The following is a 13,403-nucleotide window of genomic DNA, read 5'->3' as shown; positions in this document are numbered from 1 at the left end:
CCTCCTGCAATTTTTTCCAACAGTACATACTATGCAGATGCGTTATAATTTGATTTATTATTTTATTACATTATTGTAACTAATTTTATAATTTTACATAACATATTTATGTAGTAAATTTTATGGAGGTAATTATGTATTATACTTACAATGGAAATCCAGAGGATGACATAGATACCAACGAAGAAATTTATCAAAGTCGATCCAATCATTCTATTAATGCTAATCCAGTTCCTTCTGTTAATAATAATATAAATAATGAAGGATATAATAAGTTGCCTTCTATGTCACCATATTCCCCTGGGACTAATTATCCTACTATGAAACCTAACCCACATATGTCTCAACCAATACGCCGTCAGATGATGGATGATATGAGTTATGATTATGATGACGACTATGATGATTATGATTATGATGATGGTTATGATGCTGGATACGATGATGGATATAGCGATTCTTTTGACGATGGTTACGATGATGACCCGGATTCTGATCCCGATCCTCGCCGTCGTAGGAGACGTAGAAGACGCAGACGCCGCAGAAGACGTAGACCTATGATGCATATGCCTTATAGACCTTGGTGGATGTATTAAATACAAATTTAAAGGAGTACTTCGTTCAAGAGTACTCCTTTAATACTTTTGCTTCAGACTTTAAGAATATTGCGTCCTTTTGGTTCATATTCTGTTGACTTTTTTATCCTACCAACTAATCCTCCGATCTTTTCAGCTCTTTTTCTTTTTCAACCACCGACTGTTCATATCTTTCTATTTTATAATTAAGACGTTCTAACGATTTCTGCATGTCTTCCATTCTTGCTATTAACTGCTTACGCTGCTCGATCAAAAGTTCTTTTCTCGACTCAATGGTCCCATCACCCTGTTGAAACAGTCCAACATACTCAATCAGTACTTCAATCGGAAGACCTGCACTTCGCATACATTTGATAAATTCTACCCACCTGCAGTCTTCTTCCGTATAATCCCTTATTCCGCTTTTATTGCGATTCACATTCGGAATCAGTCCGATGCGTTCATAATAGCGGAGTGTATCCTGGGAAAGATTAAATTTTTCACTTACTTCTGCAATTGTCATACGATTTTACCTCCTTTATTTAATATTATTAGTACTTGGAGTTAGTTCCAAGTCAAGCCCTCGAAAAAGGGAAAATTGCGTCTTTACCGAATAAAGTTGGCAGATCTGCATTCAGTGATTTCACCACTTCTTGAAATGCTGTACAGGTACCCCCTTTTTCAGGGGGCTTCCGTTAACTAATAATATTTTCATAAATTTTTCCTTATCTAGCTGTTCTCTATTTCTAATTTTCAAATGTATTTGCTACTTGTTTCAAGTATTTTGTAATCTCAATATGCTGTGGGCAGCTTCTCTCACATTTTTTACATTCAATACAATCAGATGCCTTACCATATGTTTTGGTATAATTAGCATAATATACGCTCTGTGTTGAGAATCCCTGATTTAATGCCTGTTTTTCAGCATTATATAGTGCAAAGTATTTTGGTATTGCAATCTTCTTTGGACATCCATCCACACAGTACTGACATGCGGTACAAGGTATTGCAATGGCTTCATTTTCCTCAGGTACTTTTGCCAATGTACCACCTTAAATCGGTTCCATAACGATAACAGGCTTATTATGTTTCTTTGCCACTTCATAACATTTTCCAGACTGAATACTTTCATTCTCCCAATCCAGATAATTTACTTGTAAAATTATGATACATATAAGCCGTATCAAAATAAGTAAATCCTCTTTCGCTGTAATGAATTCAAAAATGCCACCAGATTCTATCAATCTGATGGCATACATAAACAAAGAACTCTGTTTATAAAAATTCCAGCTCACTAAATGCTTTCATAAATTCTTTTACTCCATAATTTTCAAATTCCACTTCAATCATCATTTCATCTTCTTTAAGAACTTTTCCTATTCCATATTTCTTATGACTTACTTGTTTTTGTAATATGGGATTTACTGATTCAATGGATGTCTCCTCTTTGTTTTCTTCTTCTTTTGCCTCCTGAATCTGTTTCTTAAGTTCCTGTAAATTCGTTGTTGAACTTTTCACCGCATCATTCTGTATTAAGTGTGGTGGAATCATATGAATATATCTGCTTTCTCCAGGCTTTGCTCTGTAATAATCCGGATTTGTATAATAGGAAAGCTCTAGATAATCTTTCGCTCTGGTAATTCCTACAAAAAATAATCGACCTTCCTCTTCCTCCTCTTCCATGTCTCTCGTCTGTAATGGAATCAGACCGTAATTAACCCCTGTAATAAACACATATGAGAACTCTAATCCCTTAGAAGCATGTAACGTCATGAACTTAACAGAATCTGTATCACTATTTATATCTTTCTGCAAAATATTCACACCATATAATGCAGAGGAATTGATAAAATCTGTAAGCCCATTCAAAAACGTCATTTGCTTTTCTTTTACATACTCTAGAATAATATCCTGCAAAGTACATATGGAATCTTTATCTTCTTTGTAAGTAGAAGCCGTTGGTCTGATATACTTATCAAATTGAAAATAATTATAGAGTTCCTCTGATTTCGTTATTTCAGAGCATTTACTAACAAACTCCTGCATTTTTGTAAATAACTCCGATTTATCTGCTTCCTGCTCTTTTACTATTTTACCTGCTTCTTTTTCTGTTATTTTTTCCCCATAATCCTTATTGCTAAGAACATAAATTCCTGATGACAAATCATTATGATTCACCGAAAAGCGCAATAGCTTAATCATCCAATTTAATACAGGTATATCACGTATAGTTTTTTTCAATGACACTTCGTATGGAATTTTATTTTTCATAAATACATCTTCAAAAACCTGAGACTGATTCTGTAACCGATAAAAAATAGCAATCTCTTTATATGGCACCCCCAGGCTATGTATTTCCCTAATCTTATCTGCCAGGTAACAGGCCTCATTAAATGGATTATACTGATTTTTCACTACTATTTTATTTCCAGGTTCACGTATTCCAGTCAGATTGCTTCCATTTTGCAGAAAGCACTTTGCCGCTTCTAAAATAGAACTACTGGAACGGTAATTAATTGGAAGAGACAATTCTTTTGCATTATATTTATGCTTTAATGTATAGAACACATTCAATGCACTTCCACGCCAGCTATAAATAACCTGATTTGGATCACCTACAGCAAATAATCTAGTATTGGTGCTTTTTAATTTATCAATAAAATCAAGTTGTAGTTTATCACTGTCCTGAACCTCATCAATAATAATCCACTTTAATTCTGTCGTAGCATCATCTAGTAAAACATTGGCTGTTTGTAGTAAGTCTGAGAATGACATTTTGTTTTGTCTGATTTTTTCTTCTTGCAGCAACTTAACCAATTTATATATATCATCATTATATCGTGAAATCTTTTGATCTTCCTTCTGAATGGACATTGCCTGTTCCAGCCGTTTTTTTAACCGGTTCTTATATTTTATATGAAGCTTTTCTGACCGTATAATCTGCATGGCAATATCTAATTCTTCTTCTGGTTCTATTACCAGAAAATCTTTTGTATACCCCAGTTTTTCCACAGGCAGTATACTTCTCAGTAGATGAAGTGCCACACTGTGAAATGTTCCACATGTCTCTAATTCTTCCATCTGAATACTGTTGTCAGAAGCAATTAGCCTTTCTTTGATTTCATTGGCCGCTTTATTGGTAAAGGCTAATACAATCATATCTTTATAACTGACTTTTTTTGCATAATGCAGGTATATAATCTTTGAAATTAGTACTGTTGTTTTCCCGCTTCCTACATTTGCATTTACTATGCAAGCATCACTTTCATCTAATACTGCTTCTTTCTGATATTGATTCAGTATTTCTAATTTTTTCTCATAATCCATGAAATCCTCCTATTCCACAAGATTTTCATATCTTTTATGCAATTTATTTTTCACATCTGTTCTGTCACTGTCAGTCATATCAAGTCTGATTTTTAAGTCAATCCCTACGGTGGCTTCTGTATAAAATGAAATAATATTGATTAAACTTCTTTTATTGGTATCTTCCATGATCCATTCTTTATAAAACGCATTATTGGTCACTAAGATTAAAACATTATTATCTATCTCCACTTCTGGAATAGTACTTAAAAATGCTGCAAATGTGTCTCCATTTTCCTTCAGATACGCACAAAATTCTTTCCACTTTTCCTGTAACTGACTAAATTGAAATGGCTTTTTTATAAATGTTGTTGGGACATATTCCACTAACTTGATATCTTTTGGAGCTTCTATTTCTTCTAATAAATTCTGTAGTCCCCACAAAACCATGGCTTTATCTAATTTATAGTCCCCGATACATGCCGCACAACCACTTTCACATTTACATCCACCCACCATTTTAACAGCATTTTCAATAATCTGTGCAACAAGGTCAAATACTTTTTCTGAGTATCCTAGACCACCTATATATTTATCATAAATAAACATATAAACAGCATCTTGAAAATTCTCGTTTATTTCAATTGCATTATTTGACATTGCAACGCCCATATCTTCCTGTTCTGTCATGGTGGCCATCATAGCTGCATTTTTTATTGCATAACACAATCCTTCAAAATGATTATTTCTTATCAGCTGTCCATTCTGACTCTCTTGAAGCAGACGTCTATAGACCTTAACCACATTATCAGGAATTTTTATCCATGTACTTTCAGTATCATAATCCTTTGATAATGGTTTTTCTAACTGTTCAAATCCCAGATTTTGATGATTGTGGAATTGTAGTTTTTTATACATATAAACTATTTCATCCACATTTACATCACCAAAAGCAACTTTGACACGTTTATAATCCATTTCTTTACTGCCTTGAATAATCTTGATATTCGTATTGCTTCCCGGCATTGTATAATAGTTTCCATTAAACGGTATGGCATATGCAGTCTTACTTTCTAAATCAAGTTTTATGACCTGATACTGCACACCATCATGCATATATATTGCTCCCCTATGAATTTCACGGAATGCCTGCATTTCATCCATTTCTGTAATTTCTTTATTGTTTTCCTTATTAATCAGTTTATATCTGGATTTATCAATGTTTCTTAAACTGAAATCTCCTGCGGGGAACGAATTTCCGGACCATGCAAACTTGCCACTGTGACTGGTTAGTTCATTTGCCCGAATTAAAACAGGAATGGTTTCTCCTAAATCTGGGAAAAGCGAAATATCATCCAGCGTTAATGGTATTTCAGCTGCTGCAGCACGTATGTGAGCCAGTTCTATTAATAGATTATTCTTATCAATGACTGCGTTTTCACTTCCGCTTTCAAAGAGCCAGTTCGGATTAATCGCAATATATTTGTCAAAAGGCAGACTATCCAAGATCAAATAATTTGTACATTCTCTTCCACTTCTACCCGCTCTTCCAGTTTGCTGCCAGAAAGATGCTCTAGTTCCTGGATATCCCACAATTATTGTTGTGTCTATTTTTCCAATATCTATCCCAAGTTCTAAGACATTTGTAGACACCAGTCCACGCAAAACGCCCGTTATCATCTTATTTTCAATTTCTTTACGTTCTAATGGCGTATATCCTCCCCTGTATCCGGATATTTTATCTGTCAAGGATGCTCCGAAAAAGCTCTCTGTTTCCAATTTATCTCTTGATTCTTTTAATATTACTTCAACATTTCTTCTTGATTTGGCAAAGGCAATAAAGCTATTATCATTTTCTACCAAGTCAGGAATCAGATTTGCAGCAACTGTAGTTGTCTGTACCTGTCCATAATATTTTTTATCAGTTCCCATAATCTTAGGCGGCTGAACTAACACATACTTTCTTTCTGCAGCCGGTGAACCGTCCTTATCAATCTGAATAAATTTCTGTCCACAGATTTCTTCTGCCAATTCCACCGGATTTGCTATGGTTGCCGAACTGCAAAGATATTGTGGGGATGAATTATAATATATGCATACTCTCCCCAATCTTCTAAAAACATTTGCCAGATGAGAACCAAATGCACCTCTGTATGTATGTAGTTCATCAATGACAACATATTTCAGATTTGAAAATATGAAATCAAATCCAAATTTACTGTGATTCGGTAAGAATGCACCATTTAACATTTCAGGATTAGTTAAAATAATATTGGCACTTTTTCTGATTTTGCTTCTTTCATTTACGGTGGTATCTCCATCATATACACCAGCTGAAATTCTGTTTTCACCGAAGTATTCTATATATGGCAAAATAGCACGATATTGATCGCTTGCTAATGCTTTTGTAGGATATATAAAAATTGCTCTTGCAAGTGGGTTTGATAAAATTTTCTGAATAACCGGTAATAAGAAACTGAGTGTTTTTCCACTTGCAGTTGATGTGGTAATAACTATATTATTCTGTTCCATAGCTTTTTCAAACATCTCTGCCTGATGACAATACAGTTTTGTAATTCCTTTTTGAGAAAGATGTCTACATAATTCTTCTGACAAGTTACTTGGGAAACCCACATACTTTGCTTTTCTTCTAGAAATAGTTTTATTGTATATGATTAAATCCTTTATATTCATGAATCTTGCTCCTCTTCTCCTAAATTACTTTATCATTATATACCAAAGGATAAATAATTACATCTTGTTCCCTAAACAAAATGTATAATACAAAACTAATTTAGATCCTATATTTCTTAAGCATGAAGCATATACTCCATAAATACTTACGAGCAAAACAAGCGCACGTATAATACTTGAATTAACTTACACAAATAATAATGAGGAGTCGTAACTGACTCCCCTAAACTTTTACTTTTGATATGATTTTTCGTAGATAGATACACAATCCTCATGGCCCAATGGAAATGGATCGCACATAAACAGCCCGCCCATGGTATCTCTTGCATTCTTTGCCATAGTATAGAATTCTTCTGGTTTAATACCATAGTCAGACATTTTAAGATCAGCTACGCCACATTCCTCCTGTAGCTTTGTTAACACAGTAATAAAATCCATCGGATCGGTGGCAGCCTCCATACCCATAGCTTTTGCCATACGGATGAAACGCTCATCACAAACGTGCTTGTTAGCAAAGTAAGTTAAATACTAGCGGCTTATCATAATAAGTCCTGCGTCATATGGCAGTTCCTGATGATAAGCTGACATGGCATGTTCCATAGAATGCTCACTAGTGCATGCACTGATTGTCATTACCGCACCTGACAAAGTATTACCAAAGGCTACGTGTTCTCTAGCTTCCATATCATTTTCATCCTTGACTGCACGTGCAAGATAACGTCCAACATTTTCAATTGCAGTATGGAAGAGTTTAAGCATGAAGTGGATATAACAAAAGGAAAAAATCGGGTATTAAATGAAGATGTTATTATTCAATTTATTGCAACTGCTTACGTAGGATTAGTGGAATGGTGGTTCAAGAATGGAATGCCTTATCCACCTCATGTCATGGCAGAACAAGTAGGGATATTATTGGAGAGAAATCTATAAGGTATCAACACTACTGTCTCCATATGAGATGTCTGTGGAAATATATTCATTGTTTATTTTTACTGTGGCTTCATCAAATGGTCACTAAATTCACTAACATGGTTACAATTATTATTTAAATCTCAACTTCCAATTATATGGATAACTGGAAGTTAATAAATATAGAATATTAGCTCATTGTACAATACGGATAATGTCACAAACTTAGAAAAATATGCATTACCATAACCACATATTATGCCGGTTTTGTTCAACCAGACAAATTGGAATTTGTTTAACTGTTCCCGTAAGAATCTACCCAATACATTGATTATTTACTTCCAAAACACACTTTATAATTTTATTTTCAACTCCATATCCTCCATAGATATTTGTGGATGATGATATCGTCCTCTTTTGTTCAACATTTTCCCACCCTTCACAGCTTTTTTAGGGCACCAATGAAAACAAGCTAAACAGGTTGAACAGTCATTTCCCCAGTGTGGTCTTTTATTTACCATTTTTATATTATTTAAATGGCATACTTTTTCACATATTCCACAACCAACACACTGAGACGTATATGAAACATTTTTAGGAGTTAAATATAATCGTTTCCCTAGAGATTTACAAATAGCACTTACTATACAAGTCTTAAGGCTATCTTTCCCTTCAATTTTATTTGTACTTCTATTATTAATAGTAGTTGAAATTTCAGTTACTTTAGGCTTATAATTATTCAGCCTTTCAATTTCAATGTCATGTGGAGTTACAAGTGCATTGCCGGGCATATAAATAACAAAACCTGAAGATAATACTTTTCCTTTTCTATCTAAACATTTATTTAGTTCAATCAAGCTTGCACCAGAAGTTCCGTTGCATGTTGCAATAGCAAAAATATATGGATTACTTTTAAATGTTAATTTTTTTATAAAGGACTTAACTATATCTGGAATATTCATAAAATGAACTGGAAATACAAATCCTAATACATCTATATCTATCTGTACAGATTCTTCATTTCTATATATTGATAATGGAATTATACTTCCTTTATCACTCAAATTATTATTAAGTTTTCTTGCAACTGCTAAAGAATTTCCTGTTCCAGAAAAATAAAAAATTTTTGAACTCATACTAACACCTCTTATTATAATTATAATTTTAATTAATTATAATTCTTGTACTTAGGTACAGAGTCAAGCAGTTTTTATTATTTTCCTAAATTATTATTAAATGCATTACATAATGGACATTCATGAGGTTGATATAAATTTTCCTTAATATACTTTAGATTTTCCTCTACACTTTTAAGTTCTATAATCTTATCACTAATTTCTACAAGTTTTTCATCAATTAATTCTTCTACATAATTCAAATCTATATGTACACCATTAACAGCTGAAAATAAATTTCTTATTTGTTCTAAAGTAAAACCTGCACTCTTAGCACTCTTAATAAAACTAAGAATAATTAATATATCTTCTGAATAAAGTCTGTATCCTTTTGAAGTTCTATTAGGAATAGGAATTAACTTATTCTTTTCATAATATCTTAGTGTTTCCACATTAATGCCAGCTATTTTGGCGATTTCGCCTCTTAAATAATATTTCATATTGCTTCCCTCATTTATACTTTTCTCTTCAAAATATGTTTCCTTTGACCTATCCAAACAACTTAATATAAATAACAATCCATCCTCGAACAAAACCTAAATTTAAAGCTATTCTCGTATTTTCAAAAATTCCTCTTCGCTTAAAAACTTTATATTCTGGCCTTTTGCATTTAAGTCTGTTGCTTTTTTAAGCTTATTACTCATTTCTTCTCTACGTAAATCTTTTATACCCTTCATATTAGTCACTAATATTGTAGTGTTTCTTGTAACAGAACTTCCTGTGTTTCCACCAAGTCTTCTAACCAATCTCATTGCTTCATCTCTGGACATAGAATTTAACTTTCCAGTAAATATCACAACTTCATTTTTAAATGCATCATATTCTAATCTTTCAAATTTATTTTCTTTTTTAGGATTATTAATTCTATTAGATATTTTGAGAATTCTGCCTTTAGTTGACGATGGCTTATATCCAGTACTAGTCACAATTCCAATAGTTACGCCTATTAATTTAGATATTTCGTTAATATCCTTACACTTTAATTCTTCTGATATATTAACCAATATATTACTACAGGCGAGGGCATCATATAGCGCATCATGGTGCTTAAACTCATATCCTAAAAAATCATTTACTGTATTTAGTTTTGCATTTTCAATTCCTTTATAGAAGTTTCTAGAAAGTTTCATTGTACAAATGTATTGAAAACTAGGCAGTTCTATACCATAAAGCTCTGCACTCTTTCTTAAAACTGATATATCAAAGGAAGCATTGTGTGCTATTACTAAATTCTCATTAAAATGATGCTTAATTTGCCCCCATACTTTATCAAATTCTGGTTCATTCTCAATCATAGCTGCTCTTATTCCATGGATTCCAATATTAATTGGCATAAATCTCATTTCCTTAGGTCTTATTAAATGATGTATTTTTTCTACAACATGTCCATTTTTCACAACTACAATACCAATTGAGCATGGACTATTTCTTTTTTCATTTGCAGTTTCAAAATCTATAGCTATATAATTCATTTCTTTTCTCCATAATATTAACTTAATGATATTTAATATTGATTGTTAAATAATCCAGCCCCTTTTATAATTTCCTGCTCCGTAAATAAACTTAAGACAGCTTTATTATAATCACTTAAATTTTGTGACTTCTTTATTTTTTTAGCATATTTTTTATTATCTGAAAATATGCAAATCATATATCCCCATAGTTCTTTCATTCTTAATATTGCATTTCTATCTTCATTAAATAATTCTATATATTTATTAAAAATTTCATCATGAAAATCTTTTAATACTATTTTATCTACAAAAGTATTATTTTTAATCTCATTAATTAACCCTGGATTGGCTATTATCCCTCTTCCTAGCATTACTGTATTTACTTCTGGAAAAGCTTTCATTAATTTATTATGATCGTCAACAGTGAAAATATCCCCATTATAACATACTGGATTAATGCTTAAAGATAATGCATCTTTAAATACCTGTAAATTAGGCTTATTTCCATAAAAATCTTTTTGTATTCTTGGATGTATAATTAATTCTTCTAAAGGATATTTATTGTAAATTTTTATTAGCTCATAAAATTCTTCTGGACTATCTTTTCCTATTCTAGTTTTTATAGAAATTTTCATATCATCTATTTTAAATATTTCATCTAAAAATATATCAAGTTCTTCTCTTTTGGCTAGAAATCCTGAGCCTCTATTTTTTGAAACAACCGTTCCAGCAGGACATCCTAAATTTAAATTAACCTCATTATAACCTAATTGTTGTAGTTTTCTAGAAGTATTAATAAAACCTTCTGAATCATTAGTAAGTATTTGAGGAACTATATTCATCCCTTTATTATTTTCAGGTAAAACATCCCTTAATTCTTTAGTTTTAAGACTTCTACTTCTATTTGAAACAATAAAAGGTGTAAAGTATTTATCAATATTATGAAAAATTTTTTCATAAGTATTTCTATATATGTATCCTGTAATTCCTTCCATTGGTGCTAAATAGTATTTCATTCAATAACTCCTTTATAAACATTCTAAAAAACATTATATCAGCCTTCTTTTTTCTTATCTACTTAATATTAATTATATTTTCTTTCCACAAACCACTTAATAATAAAAATCCACGACATTACAGTAATTATTCTTTTAAAATAACTTTACTGCTGTTAGTAGCATATCTAGTAACTTTAACTATAAATCAATTAATATTTTGAACTCACGTTAACTTAATTGATTATATATATATCTTTCAATATAATAAACATAAAAGATATATAAGAAGAGGTGTAATTAATATATGAAATATAATGTAGAATTACTAAGGCAAGAAAATTATAAGCCAACATTTTGGTCTGGAGGCATGGCTACAGAACTAACAACATATCCGCTAAATTCTGATTATGCCAGTAAAAACTTTTTATGGAGGTTGGGAGTTGCTAAAATTGATATACCAGAATCTACTTTTAGTAGTCTACCAAAAGTTTCACGTAAATTTATGGTTATAGAAGGAAAAATAACTCTCGACCATGAAAATAAGTACAAGAAACCACTTAACTCCTTTGAGCAAGACGACTTTATGGGCGATTGGAAAACTAAAACTTATGGTAAAGCTTCTGTTTTTAATTTAATGACAAGGGAAAATTATAATGGTGAATTACTTCATCTTAATATTGGTCCTAGCAAACATCTTAAATTCGAATATAAAACTCCATTAAATAAAGATTTAGCAGCAATTTGTTTTTACACTGTAAATGGTGGATTTAATTCTACTATTAATGATAAAGTTTTTGAAACTGTTAAAAATGATTTAATTTTAATTAACTGTGTAAATTCAAGCTATACTCATGAATTTATGCTTTCTAACAATACTTCAGAAATTACTGATATAATAGTAAGCATAATTTATCGTAATTAGCTTATCTAACTCTAAATTACTTTTGCATAAAATCCCATCCCTTTGTTCTATTTTGTTGGTTTCATCACTTACAGTAATAAAAAATTTTGATGGGGTTTTTTATTACTTAAATTATTCCATCGAACACACATTTTTTTATAGCTTTAAAAAGACTTTCTTCAATATTAAGAAATAAAGCCACCATCCATAACTAATGTTGAGCCAGTAACAAAAGAAGCTTTATTTGATAGAAGCCATACAATACCATTTGCAATTTCTTCTCGATTACCCATTATTTTAATTGGGATCATCTGAGCAAACAATCAGGCATTGCCCCAGTAATTTCCGAATGAGTTGGTCCTGGGGCTACAGAATTTATTCTAATATTTTGCTGAGCAACCTCTAATGTAGCAAATTTAGTAAGGAAAGGATCTGAACAGCAAACTTAGTATCACTATAGGTAGCTGAATTGGCCATAGCCTTTATTCCATTAATAGAAAATACGTTGACGATAGAACCTCCGCCACTTTTAAGCATTTGTTAAATCTCATACTTCATACTTAAAAATACTCTCATTATCAATCAGAACTTGTTCACTTAATTACCAAATTCTTTAAAAGAGTCAGACTCCCTTGCGAAAACTGGGAGTGTAACGGACGGTTTTTGCTTACTACTGGTAATATCAACTTTACATTATTAGCCCTATGAGAATTATAACAGCACTGACAATTATATGGATAATGGGAAGTTTAGATAATAGATTATTAGCTCCACACCTATACGGATAATGTCACAAATTTAGAAAAATATGCATGAACTATACCACATATTATGCTAGTTTTGTTCAACAAGACAAATTGGAATTTGACTGCTTCGTGTTATGATCATAACAAGTTATTTAGGCAAAAAATCAAAGAGCATTTATTTTCTTAATATTTTTTGCATTGTCTTGCCTTTTGCTAACTCATCAATTAATTTATCTAAATATCGGATTTGTCGCATTAATTCATCTTCTATTTCTTCCACCCGATATCCACAAATTACTCCTTTGATGAGCGAAGCATTCGGATTAATGTGAGGTGCTTGTTTAAAGAACGTTTCCAAATCCACTTTATTAATTATTTGTTGTTGTAATGAGTGTTCATCATAACCGGTAAGCCAAAAAATGATTTCATTTACTTCTTTTTTTGTTCTTCCTTTTTTCTCTGCTTTTTGTATATAAAGCGTATAGATGCTTGAAAAAGGCATTGTAAAAACTCGCGGTTTCTCCATTCTGAAATTCTCCTTTACTTTTTATAAAAAATAATTGCACATTATAAAAATAATCAGTATAATCAACAGTTCTAAACTGTAGCACAAATTACTATTTATATTACTCAACCTTAAATTGG

Annotated in this window: 13 protein-coding genes and 2 pseudogenes; 3 read left to right on the top strand and 12 right to left on the bottom strand. The window is 31.7% G+C overall.

Annotated elements, in window-relative coordinates; translation table 11 throughout:
- Nucleotides 1-134: 134 nt before the first annotated feature.
- Nucleotides 135-596 carry a hypothetical protein gene (locus ABF633_RS09135; RefSeq protein WP_415523390.1) on the top strand — a complete coding sequence of 154 codons (462 nt, stop codon included), beginning with the start codon at nt 135-137 and terminating at the stop codon, nt 594-596.
- A 115-nt stretch (nt 597-711) separates the two neighbouring features.
- On the opposite strand, the gene ABF633_RS09130 is transcribed toward ABF633_RS09135, so the two are convergent.
- The 5 genes and pseudogenes from ABF633_RS09130 to ABF633_RS09110 all read right to left on the bottom strand — a co-directional run.
- On the bottom strand, nt 712-1,098 hold the full coding sequence (locus tag ABF633_RS09130) for a MerR family transcriptional regulator (protein ID WP_415523389.1): 387 nt from the start codon (nt 1,096-1,098) through the stop codon (nt 712-714).
- A 223-nt stretch (nt 1,099-1,321) separates the two neighbouring features.
- A pseudogene (locus tag ABF633_RS09125) lies at nt 1,322-1,735 on the bottom strand (4Fe-4S dicluster domain-containing protein); the annotation flags it as partial.
- Between the two features lie 115 nt (nt 1,736-1,850).
- Entirely contained in the window at nt 1,851-3,902 is a 2,052-nt protein-coding gene (locus tag ABF633_RS09120) for an ATP-dependent helicase (RefSeq protein WP_415523387.1), read from the bottom strand.
- Nucleotides 3,903-3,911: 9 nt separating this feature from the next.
- Nucleotides 3,912-6,575 (bottom strand): DEAD/DEAH box helicase, encoded by a 2,664-nt coding sequence (locus ABF633_RS09115; RefSeq protein WP_415523386.1) that lies wholly within the window; start codon nt 6,573-6,575, stop codon nt 3,912-3,914.
- Nucleotides 6,576-6,806: 231 nt separating this feature from the next.
- A pseudogene (locus ABF633_RS09110) lies at nt 6,807-7,316 on the bottom strand (iron-containing alcohol dehydrogenase); the annotation flags it as partial.
- On the opposite strand from ABF633_RS09110, the gene ABF633_RS09105 reads away from it, so the two are divergent.
- On the top strand, nt 7,317-7,505 hold the full coding sequence (locus ABF633_RS09105; RefSeq protein ID WP_415523385.1) for a TetR-like C-terminal domain-containing protein: 189 nt from the start codon (nt 7,317-7,319) through the stop codon (nt 7,503-7,505).
- Between the two features lie 332 nt (nt 7,506-7,837).
- Here the strand turns inward: ABF633_RS09105 and ABF633_RS09100 are convergent, their stop codons facing one another.
- The 4 genes from ABF633_RS09100 to ABF633_RS09085 form a co-directional block, all read right to left on the bottom strand.
- Nucleotides 7,838-8,620 (bottom strand): EFR1 family ferrodoxin, encoded by a 783-nt coding sequence (locus ABF633_RS09100; protein WP_415523384.1) that lies wholly within the window; start codon nt 8,618-8,620, stop codon nt 7,838-7,840.
- Between the two features lie 77 nt (nt 8,621-8,697).
- Nucleotides 8,698-9,156, bottom strand: coding sequence for a MerR family transcriptional regulator (locus tag ABF633_RS09095; RefSeq protein ID WP_415523383.1), 459 nt, complete (start codon nt 9,154-9,156; stop codon nt 8,698-8,700).
- 51 nt (nt 9,157-9,207) lie between these two features.
- On the bottom strand, nt 9,208-10,131 hold the full coding sequence (locus tag ABF633_RS09090) for an exonuclease domain-containing protein (RefSeq protein ID WP_415523382.1): 924 nt from the start codon (nt 10,129-10,131) through the stop codon (nt 9,208-9,210).
- Between the two features lie 32 nt (nt 10,132-10,163).
- Nucleotides 10,164-11,129, bottom strand: coding sequence for a tRNA dihydrouridine synthase (locus ABF633_RS09085; protein ID WP_415523381.1), 966 nt, complete (start codon nt 11,127-11,129; stop codon nt 10,164-10,166).
- A 286-nt stretch (nt 11,130-11,415) separates the two neighbouring features.
- Between ABF633_RS09085 and ABF633_RS09080 the strand changes: the two genes are divergently transcribed.
- Nucleotides 11,416-12,033, top strand: coding sequence for a HutD family protein (locus ABF633_RS09080; RefSeq protein WP_415523380.1), 618 nt, complete (start codon nt 11,416-11,418; stop codon nt 12,031-12,033).
- A 164-nt stretch (nt 12,034-12,197) separates the two neighbouring features.
- Here ABF633_RS09080 and ABF633_RS09075 read toward each other — a convergent pair whose 3' ends face one another.
- The 3 genes from ABF633_RS09075 to ABF633_RS09065 all read right to left on the bottom strand — a co-directional run bounded on the left by ABF633_RS09075 (nt 12,198) and on the right by ABF633_RS09065 (nt 13,284).
- Entirely contained in the window at nt 12,198-12,335 is a 138-nt protein-coding gene (locus ABF633_RS09075) for an SDR family oxidoreductase (protein WP_415523379.1), read from the bottom strand.
- A 79-nt stretch (nt 12,336-12,414) separates the two neighbouring features.
- The gene (locus ABF633_RS09070; protein WP_415523378.1) at nt 12,415-12,549 is read right to left on the bottom strand and encodes an SDR family NAD(P)-dependent oxidoreductase; all 135 of its coding nucleotides are present in this window, start codon (nt 12,547-12,549) and stop codon (nt 12,415-12,417) included.
- A gap of 384 nt (nt 12,550-12,933) precedes the next feature.
- On the bottom strand, nt 12,934-13,284 hold the full coding sequence (locus tag ABF633_RS09065; RefSeq protein ID WP_415523377.1) for a DUF2200 domain-containing protein: 351 nt from the start codon (nt 13,282-13,284) through the stop codon (nt 12,934-12,936).
- Nucleotides 13,285-13,403 lie beyond the last annotated feature (119 nt).

It is taken from the genome of Clostridium sp. (assembly GCF_047718555.1).
In the GTDB taxonomy this organism is placed as follows: Bacteria; Bacillota; Clostridia; order Clostridiales; family Clostridiaceae; genus Clostridium_I.
Note: the sequence above shows the minus strand (reverse complement) of the source record. Positions and strands in the feature narration are given on the sequence as shown.

Bases quoted from the DNA above. Each gene is read 5' to 3' on its own strand.
- ABF633_RS09135 (WP_415523390.1), top strand. From the start codon at position 135: ATGTATTATACTTACAATGGAAATCCAGAGGATGACATAGATACCAAC.
- ABF633_RS09130 (WP_415523389.1), bottom strand. From the start codon at position 1,098: ATGACAATTGCAGAAGTAAGTGAAAAATTTAATCTTTCCCAGGATACA.
- ABF633_RS09120 (WP_415523387.1), bottom strand. From the start codon at position 3,902: ATGGATTATGAGAAAAAATTAGAAATACTGAATCAATATCAGAAAGAA.
- ABF633_RS09115 (WP_415523386.1), bottom strand. From the start codon at position 6,575: ATGAATATAAAGGATTTAATCATATACAATAAAACTATTTCTAGAAGA.
- ABF633_RS09105 (WP_415523385.1), top strand. From the start codon at position 7,317: ATGGAAGAGTTTAAGCATGAAGTGGATATAACAAAAGGAAAAAATCGG.
- ABF633_RS09100 (WP_415523384.1), bottom strand. From the start codon at position 8,620: ATGAGTTCAAAAATTTTTTATTTTTCTGGAACAGGAAATTCTTTAGCA.
- ABF633_RS09090 (WP_415523382.1), bottom strand. From the start codon at position 10,131: ATGAATTATATAGCTATAGATTTTGAAACTGCAAATGAAAAAAGAAAT.
- ABF633_RS09085 (WP_415523381.1), bottom strand. From the start codon at position 11,129: ATGAAATACTATTTAGCACCAATGGAAGGAATTACAGGATACATATAT.
- ABF633_RS09080 (WP_415523380.1), top strand. From the start codon at position 11,416: ATGAAATATAATGTAGAATTACTAAGGCAAGAAAATTATAAGCCAACA.
- ABF633_RS09070 (WP_415523378.1), bottom strand. From the start codon at position 12,549: ATGCTTAAAAGTGGCGGAGGTTCTATCGTCAACGTATTTTCTATTAAT.
- ABF633_RS09065 (WP_415523377.1), bottom strand. From the start codon at position 13,284: ATGGAGAAACCGCGAGTTTTTACAATGCCTTTTTCAAGCATCTATACG.